At 67.5% G+C, this 15,860-nt stretch carries 10 protein-coding genes; 7 read left to right on the top strand and 3 right to left on the bottom strand.

Annotated elements, in window-relative coordinates; genetic code table 11:
• The first annotated feature begins 126 nt into the window (after positions 1–126).
• Genes I0D00_RS03380 through I0D00_RS03390 form a run of 3 tightly spaced genes read left to right on the top strand, consistent with a single transcriptional unit; the run spans position 127 to position 5,040 of the window.
• On the top strand, positions 127–1,488 hold the full coding sequence (locus I0D00_RS03380) for a TolC family outer membrane protein (RefSeq protein WP_213638346.1): 1,362 nt from the start codon (positions 127–129) through the stop codon (positions 1,486–1,488).
• 33 nt (positions 1,489–1,521) lie between these two features.
• Positions 1,522–3,672, top strand: coding sequence for a type I secretion system permease/ATPase (locus I0D00_RS03385; RefSeq protein ID WP_215730781.1), 2,151 nt, complete (start codon positions 1,522–1,524; stop codon positions 3,670–3,672).
• Positions 3,673–3,681: 9 nt separating this feature from the next.
• The gene (locus I0D00_RS03390; RefSeq protein WP_213638348.1) at positions 3,682–5,040 is read left to right on the top strand and encodes an HlyD family type I secretion periplasmic adaptor subunit; all 1,359 of its coding nucleotides are present in this window, start codon (positions 3,682–3,684) and stop codon (positions 5,038–5,040) included.
• A 131-nt stretch (positions 5,041–5,171) separates the two neighbouring features.
• On the opposite strand, the gene I0D00_RS03395 is transcribed toward I0D00_RS03390, so the two are convergent.
• The gene (locus tag I0D00_RS03395; RefSeq protein WP_213638349.1) at positions 5,172–5,549 is read right to left on the bottom strand and encodes a DoxX family protein; all 378 of its coding nucleotides are present in this window, start codon (positions 5,547–5,549) and stop codon (positions 5,172–5,174) included.
• 306 nt (positions 5,550–5,855) lie between these two features.
• Here I0D00_RS03395 and I0D00_RS03400 point away from each other — a divergent pair, with 306 nt between their 5' ends.
• From I0D00_RS03400 to I0D00_RS03410, 3 genes are all read left to right on the top strand, one after another.
• Entirely contained in the window at positions 5,856–7,187 is a 1,332-nt protein-coding gene (locus tag I0D00_RS03400) for a deoxyguanosinetriphosphate triphosphohydrolase (protein WP_213638350.1), read from the top strand.
• Positions 7,188–7,190: 3 nt separating this feature from the next.
• On the top strand, positions 7,191–8,255 hold the full coding sequence (locus I0D00_RS03405; RefSeq protein ID WP_213638351.1) for an FUSC family protein: 1,065 nt from the start codon (positions 7,191–7,193) through the stop codon (positions 8,253–8,255).
• 95 nt (positions 8,256–8,350) lie between these two features.
• The gene (locus tag I0D00_RS03410; protein ID WP_213638352.1) at positions 8,351–11,320 is read left to right on the top strand and encodes an HD domain-containing phosphohydrolase; all 2,970 of its coding nucleotides are present in this window, start codon (positions 8,351–8,353) and stop codon (positions 11,318–11,320) included.
• Positions 11,321–11,371: 51 nt separating this feature from the next.
• Here I0D00_RS03410 and I0D00_RS03415 read toward each other — a convergent pair whose 3' ends face one another.
• The gene (locus I0D00_RS03415) at positions 11,372–11,713 is read right to left on the bottom strand and encodes a YggL 50S ribosome-binding family protein (protein WP_213638353.1); all 342 of its coding nucleotides are present in this window, start codon (positions 11,711–11,713) and stop codon (positions 11,372–11,374) included.
• 234 nt (positions 11,714–11,947) lie between these two features.
• Here I0D00_RS03415 and dacB point away from each other — a divergent pair, with 234 nt between their 5' ends.
• Positions 11,948–13,384, top strand: a complete 1,437-nt coding sequence (dacB, locus tag I0D00_RS03420) for a D-alanyl-D-alanine carboxypeptidase/D-alanyl-D-alanine endopeptidase (protein ID WP_213638354.1) — start codon at positions 11,948–11,950, stop codon at positions 13,382–13,384.
• 49 nt (positions 13,385–13,433) lie between these two features.
• Here dacB and rlmKL read toward each other — a convergent pair whose 3' ends face one another.
• Complete coding sequence (rlmKL, locus tag I0D00_RS03425) at positions 13,434–15,701, bottom strand: bifunctional 23S rRNA (guanine(2069)-N(7))-methyltransferase RlmK/23S rRNA (guanine(2445)-N(2))-methyltransferase RlmL (protein WP_213638355.1); 2,268 nt, start codon at positions 15,699–15,701, stop codon at positions 13,434–13,436.
• Between the last annotated feature and the right edge of the window lie 159 nt (positions 15,702–15,860).

Here is a 15,860-nt window from a genome sequence, read left to right on the forward strand (position 1 = left end):
GATTTTTTTCTGAACACCTTTAAAAGATGTTCTTAGCTGTAGTGTTAATAGATCCAAGCGAAACTCCGAGAATAAATGTCACTTTTCTGACGACAGGAATAGAACACCCATAAGGAGATTCAACCTATGCGCGCTATCAACCCCCTCTGGGCCAGCATGCTGCTTGCAATGGTTTGCACCCAGAGCCAAGCAATGACCCTGTCGGAGGCGATCCAGAGCACCCTGGACAACCATCCCGAGATTCATGCCGGCATCAACAGCCGTCTCTCGTCGGATGAAGACGTCAGAATCGCCAAGGGCGGCTACTTGCCGACTGTCGACCTGCTGGTCGGTTACGGCCGGGAACACACCGACAGCCCGACCACCCGTGCGCGGGTACCGGGCTCGCACAACACGGAAACCCTCAACTACCAGAATGCCGAGCTGCGCCTGCGGCAGATGCTGTTCGACGGTTTCAACACCCCCAACGAGGTGGCCCGCACCGAGGCGGTGGTCAATTCGCGCGCCTACCGCGTGCTCGGCACCTCGGAAAGCCTGGCGCTGCGCACCGTGGAGGTTTACCTCGATATCTTGAAGCGCCGCGAACTGGTCAGCCTGGCGAAGAACAACCTGCTGGCCCACCAACGCATCAACGACCAGATCGACCTGCGCAGCCGCCAGGGCGTCGGCAGCGCCGCCGACCTCGACCAGTCCCAGGCCCGCCTGGCCCTGGCCGAGAACAACCTGTACACCGAGCAGGTCAACCTGGCCGACGCCGAGGCGAACTTCTTCAGCGCCGTCGGGCGGATGCCCGATGAACTGGTCTCCCCGGCGACGGTGCGCGGCAACCTGCCGGCGGATCTGGCCGCCGCCCGCCAGGTGGTGATGGACAACAACCCCTTCCTGAAGTCGGCCCAGGCCGATGTCCACGCCGCCGAGAAGCAGTACGAGGTGGCCAAGTCGCCGTTCTACCCGCGCTTCGACGTGGAGCTGGCGACCAATGCCGACGACAACCTGCAAGGCGACGAGGGGCATTCCAATGGTTGGCGCGCCGCGGTGGTGATGAACTACAACCTGTTCAATGGCATGCGCGACAAGGCCCGCCTGCAGTCCACCGCTCACCAGATCAACGAATCCATGGACATCCGCAACAACGCCTTGCGCGTGCTCAACGAGAACCTCGCCCTGGCCTGGAACGCCATGGAGAACGCCCGTCTGCAAACCCCCAAGGCCCGCGACTACGCGGACTACACTGCAAGGGTGCGTGAGGCCTACCAGCAGCAGTTCCGCCTGGGGCAACGCACCCTGCTCGATCTGCTCGACAGCGAAAACGAACTCTTCACCGCCAACCGCCGCTACAGCGAAGTGCGCTACACCGAGGAGTTCGCCATGTACCGCGTGATCGCGGCCATGGGTGATCTGCTGCGCCAGCAGCAGGTCGTGGTACCGGCCGAAGCGGTCGCCCTTTCCGAGGTGAAGAGCGAGGCACGCCTGCCGGAAATGAAGTAGTACCGGCCCGAGGAGCAGTATCACGTGACGACCATGGAGCGGACCGGATCCGCGACTGATCCGCGCTTGAGCCACGACGATCCGTTGCTCGATGGCCTGCTGATTCTCTGCCAGCTGCACGGCTGCACGGCCAGCCGTGGCAGCCTGAGCGCCGGCTTGCCGATGCCCGAGCAACGCCTGAGCGCCGAACTGCTCCCCCGCGCCGCCGCCCGCGCCGGCCTGCAAGGACGCCTGTTGTACCGCGAGCTCGACGCCATCTCGGCCCTGAACCTGCCGGTCCTGCTGCTGCTCAAGGGCGGGCGCAGTGCCGTATTGCGCAAGTGGGACGCCAAGGGCCGTGCACTGATCCTGCCCTGCGAGGCGGAAGGCGGCGAGCAGTGGATCAGCCGCGAACTGCTGGCCGGCGAATACAGCGGCCAGGCCCTGTTCGCCCGCCCCCGACATGAGCTCGAGGAGGCACGCAAGCCGCTGGTTCCCCGTATCGACGCCTGGTTCCGCGACACCCTGAAGCTGTCGCGCTGGCTCTACTCCGACGCCATGCTCGCCAGCCTGCTGATCAACGCACTGGGCCTGATGGTGCCGCTGTTCGTCATGCAGACCTATGACCGCGTGGTGCCCAACCAGGCCACTGCGACCCTGTGGGTGCTGGCCATCGGCCTGTTCATCGGCACCGGCTTCGAGCTGCTGCTGCGCGTGCTGCGCGCGCACCTGCTGGACAGCGCCGGCAAGAAGACCGACGTGGTGCTGTCGGCCACGCTGTTCGAACGCATCAACGGCATGGCGATGAAAGCCCGGCCGGCCACGGTCGGCGGCTTCGCCCAGAGCATCCACGACTTCCAGGGCCTGCGCGAGTTCCTCACCGCCGTGACCCTGACCAGCCTGATCGACCTGCCCTTCGCCGCGCTGATGATCGCGGTGATCTGGCTGATCGGCGGCTGGCTGGTGGCCATTCCCTTGCTGGCCTTCCCCCTCACCGCGCTGTTCGCCCTGATCATCCAGTCGCGCCTGCGCGACACGGTGCAGAAGAGCCTGGCCCTCGCCTCGCAACGTCAGGCCCTGCTGATCGAGACCCTAGGCGGCCTGGAGACCCTCAAGGCCTTTGGTGCCGAGAGCGAGCGCCAGCATCAGTGGGAGAAGATCCACGGCGCGGTCACCCGCCTGGACAGCCATGCCCGCTTCCTGTCGGCGCTGGCGACCAACGGCACCCTGTTCCTGCAGCAAGTCGCCGGCATGGCCACCATAGTCGCCGGGGTCTACAGCATCATCGCCGGCGACCTCAGCGTCGGCGCGCTGGTCGCCTGCTACATGCTCGGCAGCCGCGTGCTGGCGCCGCTGGGGCAGATCGCCGGGCTGATCACCCGCTACCAACAGGCCCGCCTGACCATGACCAGCACCGACGCGCTGATGGCCCTGCCCCAGGAGCGCCAGACCAAGCAGCGGCCCCTGGAGCGCACGCAGCTCAAGGGCGAGCTGGATATCCGTCAGGTGACCTTCCGCTACCCCGACCAGAGCGCACCGGCGCTGGCCAATGTCAGCCTGCGCCTGGCCGCCGGCGAGCGCATCGGCATCATCGGCCGCAGCGGCTCGGGCAAGAGCACCCTGGCCCGCCTGCTGATGGCCTTCTATACCCCGGAGGAAGGCCAGATCCTGCTCGACAGTCTCGACCTGCGCCAACTGGATGTCGCCGACCTGCGCCACCAGATCGGCTATGTCGCCCACGACCTGCCGCTGCTGGCCGGCAGCCTGCGCGACAACCTGACCCTCGGCGCCCGTTACGTCAGCGACGCACGCATGCTCGAGGTAGCCGAGCTGACCGGCGTCAGCGACCTGGCCAGGCAGCATCCGCAGGGCTTCGACCGCCCCCTCGGCGAACGCGGCCAACTGCTCTCCGGCGGCCAGCGCCAAGCCGTACTGCTGGCCCGTGCCATCCTCCTGGACCCGCCCATCCTCCTGCTCGACGAACCGACCAGTGCGATGGACAACAGCAGCGAGGAGATCCTGCGCAACCGCCTGCATCCCTGGACCCAGGGCAAGACCCTGCTGCTGATCACTCACCGCGCCTCGATGCTCAGCCTGGTCGATCGCCTGGTGGTACTGGACAACGGCCATATAGTCGCCGACGGCCCGAAAGAGGCGGTGATCGAGGCCCTGCGCAAGGGCCGCGTCGGCCCCGCCGCGGTCTAGGACATGCCCATGCACGCCGAGCAAACGACAAGCGACTACTTCTCCAGCCTGCGCCGCCAGCGGCAGGACACCGAGTTCATGCCGGAGGTCGAGGGCACCGTGCTCGAGGCGCCACCCTGGTTCACCCGGATTACCCTGTGGCTGGTCGCCGCCTGCCTGCTTGCCGCCCTGAGCTGGGCGCACTTCGCAGTGCTGGAGGAGGTCACCACCGGCGAGGGCAAGGCGATTCCCTCGAGCAAGATTCAGGTCATTCAGAATCTCGAAGGGGGCATCGTCAGCGAAATCTTCGTGCGCGAAGGCCAGGTGGTCGACAAGGGCGATGTGCTGCTGCGCCTGGACGACACCCGTTTCCTCTCCAACCGTGGCGAAACCGAAGCCGACCGCCTGGCGCTGATCGCCCGCATCGAAAGGCTCAGCGCGGAAGCCGAGGGCCGCCCCATCGCCCTGCCAGAGACCGTCACCGCCGTCGCACCGCAGCTGGCCGAGGACGAACTGGCGTTGTACCGCTCGCGGCAGGAGCGCCTGCAAAGCGAGCAGCGCACGCTCGGCAAGCAGCTGCGGCAGAAGGAACAGGAACTGGCGGAGTTCCGCTCGAAGGCTCAGCAATACAGCTCCAGCCTCGGCCTGTTGCAGCAGGAGCTGAACATGTCGCAGCCGCTGGTCGCCAGTGGCGCGATCTCCCAGGTGGAGATTCTCCGCCTGCGCCGCAGCGCGGTGGAGGCGCGCGGCTCCCTGAATGCCACCAACCTGGCCATTCCGCGGGCGGAGGCGGCGATCGGCGAGATCAACAGCAAGATCGAGGAATCCGAGCTGGCCTTTCGTTCCGACGCCTTCCGCGAACTCAACGAGGCGCGTACCGAGCTGAAGAAGATCACCGCCACCAGTTCCGCCATCGAGGACCGGGTCAGCCGCACCACGGTGGTCTCCCCGGTCAAGGGCATCATCAAGCAGCTGAAGATCAACACCATCGGCGGCGTGGTCCAGCCGGGCAGCGACATCCTGGAGATAGTGCCTCTGGAAGACAGCCTGCTGATCGAGGCCAAGGTCAGGCCCCAGGATGTGGCATTCCTGCACCCCGGGCAGAAGGCCATGGTCAAGTTCAGCGCCTACGACTTCACCATCTACGGCGGCCTGAAGGCCAGCCTGGAACTGATCAGCGCGGACACCATCACCGACGAGGAAGGCAACAGCTTCTACCTGATCCAGGTGCGTACCGACAGGAGCCACCTGGGCAGCGACGAACAACCGCTGCTGATCATTCCCGGCATGATCGCCACGGTGGACATCATCACCGGCGAGAAGAGCGTGCTGGACTACCTGCTCAAGCCCGTGCTCAAGGCCCGCGCCGAAGCGTTGCGCGAGCGCTGAACCGCGGGCATTGTCGATCGCGCTTGCCCCCTACCTAACCCCTGAGCACAGCCGAGGCATGGGCCCGCACGGCCCATTCCGCCGGTCACGCCCGGCCTGGGCAGGCGAGCGTGAAACGCCGTCGGCCGCCCTCACCTGCCGCGCATGGCATCGATGCTGAAGGCACCCGCCCCGTGCACGTAGAGCAGAAGCAGGCCACCGGCCATGGAGAAGTTCTTCATGAACAGGATCATCTGCATCTGCTCGGCGAAGTTCGTGTGAAAGATCAGCGCCGCCGCCACCGAGAACGCCGCCAGCGCCAGGGCCGCCCAACGGGTGAGGAAGCCGAAGATCAACGCCAGGCCACCGCCGACTTCCAGCAGTATCACCAGCGGCAGCAGCACGCCCGGCACGCCCATGCTCTCCATGTAGCCCTGGGTACCGGCGAAGCCGCCGATCTTGTTGATGCCGGCCAAGACAAAGATATGTGCGAGCAGCAGCCGAGCGAGCAAGACGATTGCATTGTTCATATACCCACCTCTAAGAGCGGAAACCGCGTCATCCAGCACCTGTAACGGCACGCCCCGACTCAGCGGAGCCGTGTCCACCAGGGGCACGGAAGCACTCGAAGCCCGGGCCGATACGGCGGCAAAGCTGGCCGAATGCTTCCATGGGCACCCAGAATTGACCCTAGCAGCGCCACTCCCCGCTCGCCAGGCACGACCCGCTTATAGCGAACCGCGACGGATGCCACGGCGCACCCGCACGCCAGGCTTGCGGCCGCCCTCGCGAACCCGGAAGCTAGGCCATCGGCCACTGACTGGCGAGGACCGGCCTTGGACTGGCAAACCCTGCTCACCCGCGAGCGACTCGGCAAACCGGCGCACAGCGTCGACGAACTGGGCCGCAGCCCCTTTCACAAAGACCACGACCGCATCATCTTCTCCGGCGCCTTTCGCCGCCTGGGGCGCAAGACCCAGGTGCACCCGGTGTCGAGCAACGACCATATCCACACGCGCCTGACCCATTCGCTGGAGGTCAGCTGCGTCGGTCGCTCGCTGGGCATGCGCGTCGGCGAGATGATCCGCGAGGCACTGCCCGACTGGTGCGAGCCGAGCGACCTGGGCATGGTCGTGCAGTCGGCCTGCCTGGCCCACGACATCGGCAATCCGCCGTTCGGCCACTCCGGCGAGGACGCCATCCGCCACTGGTTCCAGCAGGCCGCCGGGCGCGGCTGGCTGGACGCGATGAGCGAGGCCGAGCGCGCCGACTTCCTCAACTTCGAGGGCAATGCCCAGGGCTTTCGCGTGCTCACCCAGCTGGAGTACCACCAGTTCGACGGCGGCACCCGGCTGACCTACGCGACCCTCGGCACCTACCTCAAGTACCCCTGGACGGCGCGCCACGCCGAGGCGCTCGGCTACAAGAAGCACAAGTTCGGCTGCTACCAGAGCGAGCTGCCGCTGCTCGAGCAGATCGCCCACAAGCTCGGCCTGCCGCAACTCGAGGAGCAGCGTTGGGGGCGCCACCCGCTGGTGTACCTGATGGAGGCGGCCGACGACATCTGCTACGGCCTGATCGACCTGGAGGACGGTCTGGAAATGGAGCTGCTCGACTACAGCGAGGTCGAGGCCCTGCTCCTCGACCTGGTCGGTGACGACCTGCCGCAGACCTATCGCCAGCTCGGCCCCCAGGACTCCCGACGGCGCAAGCTGGCGATCCTGCGCGGCAAGGCCATCGAGCACCTGACCAACGCCGCCGCCCAGGCCTTCGTCGCCCAGCAGCCGGCCTTGCTCGCCGGTACCCTGCAGGGCGACCTGGTCGAGCACATGCACGGCCCGGCCAAGCGCTGCGTGCAGAGCGCCAAGGCCATGGCACGGCAGAAGATCTTCCAGGACAAGCGCAAGACCCTGCACGAGATCGGCGCCTACACCACCCTGGAGATCCTCCTCAACGCCTTCTGCGGCGCGGCGCTGGAACAGCAGGGTGGCCGCTCGCCCTCGTTCAAGCACCGGCGCATCCTCGACCTGCTCGGACACAACGCGCCGGACCCGGACTGGCCATTGCACAGGTCCTTCCTGCGCATGATCGACTTCATCGCCGGCATGACCGACAGCTACGCTACTGAAATGGCCCGCGAGATGACGGGACGCTCGAGCCCGGTGTAATAGATGAAACAGCTCTGGCGAAACAGCTCCAGTTGGCACGCCGGCCCGCCGGCCTGGGGTCCGGCGATGGTGGCCGGGCTCGGTTGCGCGCTGCCCCTGCTGCTGGGTCTGTTCAGTGGCCATACCGGCTTCCTCTGGGCCTCGGTGGGAGCGTTCCAGGCCGCCCAGGCCAGTCCCTTGCATCGCTTCGGCATGCTCAGGATGCTGCTGCTCACCGGCCTCGGCGCCTGCAGCGCCGCCCTCGGCTTCTGGTCCGCCGTCGACCCGCTGGTCAGCCTGGGCCTGTTCGGCGGCTTCGGCCTGCTGCTGGCCTGGCTGCAACGCTTCGGCAGCGAGGCCGGCAAGATGGGCCTGGGCCTGGTCGTCTGCCTGTGCCTGGGCCAGGGCCAGCATGGTATCGGCAACCTCAACAACCCCCATGCCATCGCCACCCTGTTCATCCTCGGCGGTCTCTGGGTCATGCTCCTGGCCTTCGGCCTGCGCGGCCTGCATGGCATGCGCATGTGGCCGTACATGCCGCGCTTCATCGGCATCCTCAAGGTGCTCAGGCGCCACGCCAGGCGCCTGCCGCGTCGGCAGTGGCGCCTGCACGCCCTGGGGTGCACCCTGGCCATGGCCTTGGCCGGGACCCTGGTCAGCCTCGCCGGGCTGCATCACGGCTACTGGCTGACCCTCACGGTGCTCACCACCCTGCAGCTGGAGTTCCAGGGCAGCCTGGTGCGCGCCCTGCAGTCGAGCCTGACCAGCATGGCCGCGGCCGGTCTGTTGATTCTGCTCGGCCACAGCCTGCAGGACCCGACGCTGATGGTCCTCAGCCTGATTCCCTTGATCTTCCTCAGCCGTGCGCTGCAGGCCAGTCACTACGCCCTGTTCGTGATGCAGAGCGCCATCGGCTTCGTCCTGCTCGCCGAGAGCCTGTCCCGGGACTGGCAACTGGCCCAGCTGCGCCTGCTCAACGTGCTGTTCGGGGTAGTCCTGGCGCTGTTCGTCGCGCTGCTGATGTACGGCCTGCGCCAGTTGCTGGAGAAACGCGCGCAGCGCAGCGCCGCCGCCCATCGCACGCCCTGAGCCGGACGCACGCCGCGGCAGCCGGGCGGCCGACGTCCCCACGCCCCTCCACTATGCTTAAAGGCTCAACGGCGCAACCGATGGAGTGACGCGCTATGCCCAGCAGATTCTGGCCTCGCGACCGCCGGTTTCCCCTGCATGTGCACATCAGCCTGCTCTTCACCCTGCTGCTACTCCTGACCGGCACGCTGCTCGGCCTGTTCAACCACCGGCAGACCACCGAGATCATCTTCGCCAGCAGCGCCAAGCTGTTCGAACAGATCCAGCAGAACGTCCAGCTCGACCTCGAGCACACCTACCAGCCGATCCGCCAGCTGCTCAGCCTGCTGGCCCTGAACGAAGCCAGCCAGGCCGGCAGCCTGCCCGGTCGCCTGGCGCTGCTCAAGCCCTTCGCCCAGGCCCTGCGCGACAATCCGAAGATGGCCTCGCTGTACCTGGGTTACGACGACGGCGACTTCTTCATGGTCCGCCCACTGCGCGACGAGGCCATGAAGCTGCGCTTCTCGGCACCGGACCACGCCGCCTTCCAGGTCTGGTCGATCGACCGCAGCGCCGGCGGCGTCGAGGCCGCCTACCTGTTCTACGACGGCTCGCTGAACCTGCTCAGCCAGCGTGCGCGCCCGGAGGAGGACTTCGACCCGCGCACCCGCCCCTGGTACCGTCGCGCCCGGGTGGACGGCGGACAGATCACCACCGAGCCCTATGTGTTTTTCTCCACGGCCGAAGTCGGCACTACCCTGGCCCGGCGCAGCGGCCTGACCACCGTGCTGGCGGCGGACCTGACCCTGGCCGAGCTGTCCGCCACCCTGACCGACCAGCAGATCACCGCCAGCAGCCAGGTCGTGCTCTACGACCCCGCCGGCAACGCCGTGGCCTACCCCGACAGTGCCCGCCTGACGATGATGATGGATGGCGAAGCCATACTGACCCCGGCCCGCGAACTCAGCCCGCAGATCGCCGCCCTGCTCGAAAATGGCGCCAGCGACCTGCGTCAGGGCGTGCTCGAGCTGGACAAGCGCCGCTGGGTGGTATCGCGCAGCCGCCTGCTGGAGGGCGGGCCGCAGGGCCTGTTCCTGGCCCTGCTGGTGCCGGAGGACGAGCTCCTGGAGGACGCCTACCGCATGCGCTGGCAAGGCGCGCTGATCACCCTGACCACCCTGCTGCTGTGCCTGCCGCTGGGCTGGCTGACCTCGCGCATCGTCGCCAAGCCGCTCAAGGCCCTGGTCGCCGAGGCCGAGGCGATCCGCCGTTTCGACTTCAAGCACCCCGCCAGCGGCCACTCGCCGGTGCTGGAGGTCGATCAGCTGGCGGTGTCCATGAAGCAGATGAAGGAAACCATCGCCAGTTTCCTGGAGATCGCCGCCAGCCTGTCCGCCGTGACCCGCTTCGACACCCTGCTCGAACGGGTGCTGGAGGAGACCGTCGGCATCAGCCAGGCCCAGGGCGGCCTGATCTACCTGGTCGACGCCGACAAGGGCCGCCTCGAGCCCCGCGGGCTGTTCCTCGACGGCGAGCGGCACGACCTCGGCCGGCACGACATCCCCGGCTACGAGGTGGCGGGCGGGACATTGCCGCAGTGGCTGCGCGGCCCGGCCGGCGGCGGCCCCAGCACGGTGCTCTCGCTCGGCTTCGATCAGGCCGGCGACTACCGCAGCCTGCTGCGCACCCTCGACAGCCCGCGGGCGCACCTGGTCGCCACCGGCCTGCACAACCGCCAGGGCGACACCGTCGGCGTGCTGGTGCTGCTGCACTGCGACCGTGGCGAGGCCGACGACCTGGTCATGCTCCGGCGCGAACGGGTCGCCTTCGTCGAGGCGGTCTCCGGGGTCGCCGCGCTGTGCATCGAGAGCCAGCGTCTGCTGTTGCGGCAGAAGAAGCTGCTCGATGCCATCATCCAGCTGGTCGCCGGCGCCATCGACGCCAAGAGCCCCTACACCGGCGGCCACTGCCAGCGCGTGCCGGAGATCGCCCTGATGCTCGCCCGCGCCGCGGCGCACAGCGACGATCCCGCCTTTCGCGATTACCGGCCCAATGCCGAGGAATGGGAGGCCCTGCATATCGCCGCCTGGCTGCACGATTGCGGCAAGGTGACCACCCCCGAGTACGTGGTGGACAAGGCGACCAAACTGGAGACCCTGTACGACCGCATCCACGAGGTGCGCATGCGCTTCGAGGTACTCAAGCGCGACGCCTGGATCGCCTACTGGCAGGGCTGCGCCGAAGGCGGCGAGGCGACGCGCCTGGCCCGCCTGCGCGACCAGGCGCTGGCCAGCCTGGACGAGGACTTCGCCTTCGTCGCCGCCTGCAACCTGGGCGGCGAAAGCATGGCCGAGGCCGACCTGGAGCGGCTCAAGCGGATCGCCGCGCGCACCTGGATGCGCACCCTCGACGACCGCCTCGGCGTGTCCTGGGAGGAAGCCCGGCGCCAGCAGCGGCGCCCGGCGGCAGACCTGCCGGTGGCCGAACCGCTGCTGGCCGACAAGCCCGAGCACCTGGTCGAACGTCCGGCCGACGAGCTGATCCCCGCGGACAACCCCTGGGGCTTTCGCCTGGAGGTGCCGCAGTACAAGTACAACCGTGGCGAACTGCACAACCTGGGCATAGGTCGCGGCACCCTGACCGACGAGGAGCGCTACATCATCAATCACCACATCGTGCAGACCATCCTCATGCTCGATCGCCTGCCCTTCCCCTCGCACCTGCACAACGTCAGCGAGATCGCCGGCGGCCACCACGAGAAGATGGATGGCAGCGGCTACCCGAAACGCCTGCGCCGCGAGCAGATGAGCCTGCCGGCGCGGATGATGGCGATCGCCGATATCTTCGAGGCGTTGACCGCGGTCGACCGCCCCTACAAGAAGGGCAAGCTGCTGTCGGAGTCGCTGGAGCTGATGGCCGAGATGTGCCGTTCGGCGCACATCGACCCGGAGCTGTTCGGCCTGTTCGTGCGGGCCGGGGTCTACCGCGAGTACGCCGAGCGCTTCATGCAGCAGCAGCAGATCGATGCGGTGGACGAGGCGGCGGTGCTGGCCAAGGCCGGCCTGGCGGGCCGAGCGGGGGGGTGATGCAGGAGGGAGAGGCGGCCGGGCAAGCCGAAGGCATGCCCGGCGGGGACATCAGGCCGGATTGATCGGGTTTTCCGGGTACCAGACGTCCATCAGCGGGCTGGCGCTGAAGTCGATCAGCTCGCTGCGGCCCTTCAGCCAGGCCTCGACCTGGGCACGCTGCGCCTCGCTCACCGAACCACGCTTGGCCAGGCAGACCAGGCCGTAGTCGTCGCCACCCACGTAGCCCAGGCCGTTGGCTTCCATGGCGTCGCGCAGGAACTGGTCGAGGAAGTCGTCGACGGCCTCGTCGGTCAGGTCCTCTTTGAAATTCAGGTTCAGCTCGAAACCCAGCTCCTGGAATTCATCCACGCAGAGTTTCTTGCGCAGACGACGGGAACGGTTGGTAGCCATGGAAGGATCCTCAAGGTTGATAACGCGCGGCACTCTAGCAGTTTGCCGCCGAACATGCCCGCCCCAGTGCCCGTTCCCCCTCCGGGCGGTGCAAAAAAGTCCTGCACGCCGGTCGCGGGAGGGCCCCGGCGCAACGGCCTTCGGGCATAATGCGGGGCTGTTTGACGAACCGTTGTGGAGTCTTCCGCACATGTCGTCCGCTACCCTCCGCCCTAGCTCCGAGTCCCTCCGCACATGACCAGAACCCTGCGCCGGCTGCTGATCGCCGGCCTGCTGCTGCCACTCGCCCTGCCCCTGCCGGCGGCCGACAGCGACCGCCTGCCGAGCAAGGTGCAACAGGCCCTGAAAGCCAACAAGATCGCCCCCCGCGCCCTCTCGGTGATGACCGTGCCGCTCACCGGCCCCGGCACCCGCACGGTGGTCAATGCCGACATCTCGGTCAACCCGGCCTCGACCATGAAGCTGGTGACCACCTACGCCGCCCTGGAACTGCTGGGCCCGACCCACCAGTGGGTCACCGAGTTCCACACCGACGGCGCCCTCGAGGAGGGCGTGCTGCAGGGCAACCTCTACCTCAAGGGCGGCGGCGACCCCAAGCTGAACATGGAGAAGCTCTGGCTGCTGCTGCGCGACCTGCGCGCCAACGGCGTGCGCCAGGTCAGCGGTGACCTGGTGCTCGATCGCAGCCACTTCGTGCAACCCGAGCTGCCGGTGTTCAACGATGACGGCGGCGACGCCAACAAGCCCTATCTGGTGACCCCCGACGCCCTGCTGGTCAACCTCAAGGCCCTGCGCTTCATCGCCCGCGCCGAGAACGGCAAGGTGCGCATCGCGGTCGAGCCGCCGATCGCCGATATCCGCATCGACAACCGCGTCAAGCTGCTCAAGCCCGGGAAGTGCCCCGGCTGGCCGGACGTGCGCTACAACCCGGTCAAGCAGTACGACGGCACCACGGTGATCGTCAGCGGCCAGCTCGCCGAGGGCTGCAGCGCCCAGACCTACCTGTCGCTGCTCGACCACCCCAGCTATGCGGCGGGCGCCGTGCGGGCCATCTGGCAGGAACTGGGCGGCAGCATCCTCGGCCAGGATCGCATCGCCGAAGTGCCGAAAAGCGCCCGCCTGCTGGCCCGCGCCCACTCCCCCGACCTGGTGGAGATCATCCGCGACATCAACAAGTACAGTAACAACACCATGGCCCGTCAGCTGTTCCTCAGCCTCGGCGCGAAGTTCCGCAACACCGCCGACGGCGACGACGCCAAGGCGGCGCAGCGGGTGATCCGCGCCTGGCTGGCGCGCAAGGGCATCACCGCCCCGCACCTGGTGATCGAGAACGGCTCGGGCCTGTCGCGGGCCGAGCGGGTCAGCGCCCGCGAGCTCGCCACCATCCTCCAGGCCGCCTGGAAGAGCCCCTATGCCGCCGAGTTCATCAGTTCGATGCCGCTGGTGGGGATGGACGGGACCATGCGCAAGCGCCTCAAGCGCAGCGCCCTGGAGGGCCAGGCCCATATCAAGACCGGCACGCTGAACAACGTGCGCGCCATCGCCGGCTACAGCCGCGACAGCAATGGCCATACCTGGGCGGTGGTGGCGATCCTCAACGACCCCAGGCCCTGGGGCGCCTCGTCGATTCTCGACCAGGTCCTGGTGGACCTCTACCGCCAACCCAAGTAAGGCCGGAGACGGGCAGCCCTGAGCAAGCGGGGCTGCCCGCCGGCATCGATCAACCGCGGGCGGTCAGACGCCAGGCGCGATGGATCTTCGGGTTGCGGGCGAAGTCCGGGTCCAGGGTATCGGCGCTGATCTCCTCCACGCCGTAGCGCGCCGCCAGGCCATCATCGAGCTGGAACTTGCGGAAGTTGTTGGAGAAGTACAGCACCCCGCCGGGCGCCAGACGGGCCATGGCCAGGTCGAGCAGCTGCACGTGATCGCGCTGCACGTCGAACACCCCCTCCATGCGCTTGGAGTTGGAGAAGGTCGGCGGGTCGATGAAGATCAGCTCGTATTCGCCGCGGTCCTCCGCCAGCCAGGCCATCACGTCGCCCTGCTCCAGGCGCTGCTTGTCGGAATAGCCGTTGAGCGACAGGTTGCGCCGCGCCCAGTCCAGATAGGTCTTCGACAGGTCCACGCTGGTGGTGCTGCGTGCACCGCCCTTGGCCGCATGCACGGTGGCCGTGGCGGTGTAGCAGAACAGGTTGAGGAAGCGCTTGCCGGCGGCCTCGCGCTGGATGCGCAGGCGCAACGGGCGGTGGTCGAGAAACAGCCCGGTGTCGAGGTAGTCGGTGAGGTTGACCAGCAACTTGGCGCCGCCCTCGCTGACCTCCATGAACTGACCCTGGGCGCCCTGGCGCTGGTACTGCCTGGTGCCTGCCTGGCGCTCGCGGCGCTTGATGATCACCTTGCTCTTGTCGACATTCAGCGCCTGGGGAATCGCCGCCAGGGCATCGAACAGGCGCGCCTGGGCCTTCTCCGGGTCGATCGAGCGGGGCGCGGCGTACTCCTGCACGTGCACCCAGTCGCCGTAGAGGTCCACCGCCAGGGCGTACTCCGGCATGTCGGCGTCATACAGGCGATAGCACTCCACCCCTTCCCGGCGCGCCCACTTGCCCAGCTGCTTGAGATTCTTCTGCAGGCGGTTGGCGAACATCTGCCCGCCCTCGCTCAGGCGGGCCTGCTCGACGACGGGGGCCGGCGCCGGCTTGAGCGGATTGCCGTTCCTGTTGTACTGAGGCGCCTGGGGCTCGGCCTGCGCCTTGGCGACTTCGGCCTGCTCGCGTTCACGCTCGCGCTGCTCCGGGGTGCGTCGCTCGCCGGTGACGAACTGCTCCGGCTGCACCTTGATCAACAGCAGCTTGCACGGCAGCGCGCCGTTCCAGAAGGCGTACTGCTTGTGGCTGCGGATGCCCATGCGCTTGCCCAGCTCCGGCGCCCCGGTGAACACCGCCGCCTCCCAGCCGAGGCAGGCCTGGCGCAGGCGCTCGCCGAGATTCTGGTAGAGATACAGCAGGCTGGCCTCGTCGCCGAGGCGCTCGCCGTAGGGCGGATTGCTGATCACCAGGCCCTTCTGGTGCTGGTCCGGGCGCGGTTCGAAGGTGGCCAGCTCGCCCTGGTAGACCTTGATCCAGTCGCTCAAGCCGGCCCGCTCGATGTTGTTGCGCCCTGGCTGGATCAGGCGCGGATCGGCCTCGTAGCCGCGGATCCACAGCGGTGGCCTGGCCAGGCCGGCACTGGCGCGCTCCTGGGCCTCGGCATGCAGTTTCTTCCACAGCGCCGGCACATGCCCCAGCCACTGGTCGAACCCCCAGCGTTCGCGCTTGAGATTCGGCGCGATGTCCGCGGCCATCATGGCCGCCTCAACCAGGAAGGTGCCGACCCCGCACATGGGGTCGGCCAGCGCCCCGCCCTCGGCGGCGATGCGCGGCCAACCGGCGCGGATCAGCACGGCGGCGGCGAGGTTCTCCTTGAGCGGCGCGGCGCCCTGCTGCAGGCGATAGCCGCGCTGATGCAGGCTGTGGCCGGACAGGTCGAGGGAGAGGATCGCCTCGCCGCGCTCCAGGCGCAGGTGCACGCGCAGGTCGGGATTGAGCTTGTCGATCGACGGCCGCGTGCCGTCGGCCTGGCGCAGCTTGTCGACAATGGCGTCCTTGACCTTGAGTGCGCCGAAATGGGTGTTGTCGATCCCCGAGCCGTGGCCACTGAACTCCACCGCCAGGCTGCCGCTCGGCTCCAGGTGCTCGAACCAGTCCACCGCCAGCACGCCCTGGTACAGGCTCTCGGCGTCCCGCACGGGGAAACGGCCCAGCACCAGCAGCACGCGGTTGGCCAGGCGCGACCAGAGGCACAGGCGGTAGGCGTCCTCCAGCCCGCCCTCGCCCCGAATGGCCGAGGTCTGCTCCCGCGCCTCTTCGAGCCCCAACTGGCTCGCCTCCTCGAGCAGCAGGCCTTCCAGCCCCTTGGGGCAGGTGAGAAAGAGTTCGTAGCGATCCGACATGAGAATATCCAGTGCCTAGGGCAGTGTGAGCGGCGTGCGCGCGAGTCGACACGGCCAAAATAAGTGACAAAAAGTCGCAATGCGACCCTTCGTCGGAATAAAAAAGCCTCGCAATCGAATGCCAATCGCGATGGCACAACACCAGCACGGGCGGCGCAA

Origin of the sequence: Pseudomonas lalucatii, assembly GCF_018398425.1 — a bacterium.
GTDB classification, from domain to species: Bacteria; Pseudomonadota; Gammaproteobacteria; order Pseudomonadales; family Pseudomonadaceae; genus Aquipseudomonas; species Aquipseudomonas lalucatii.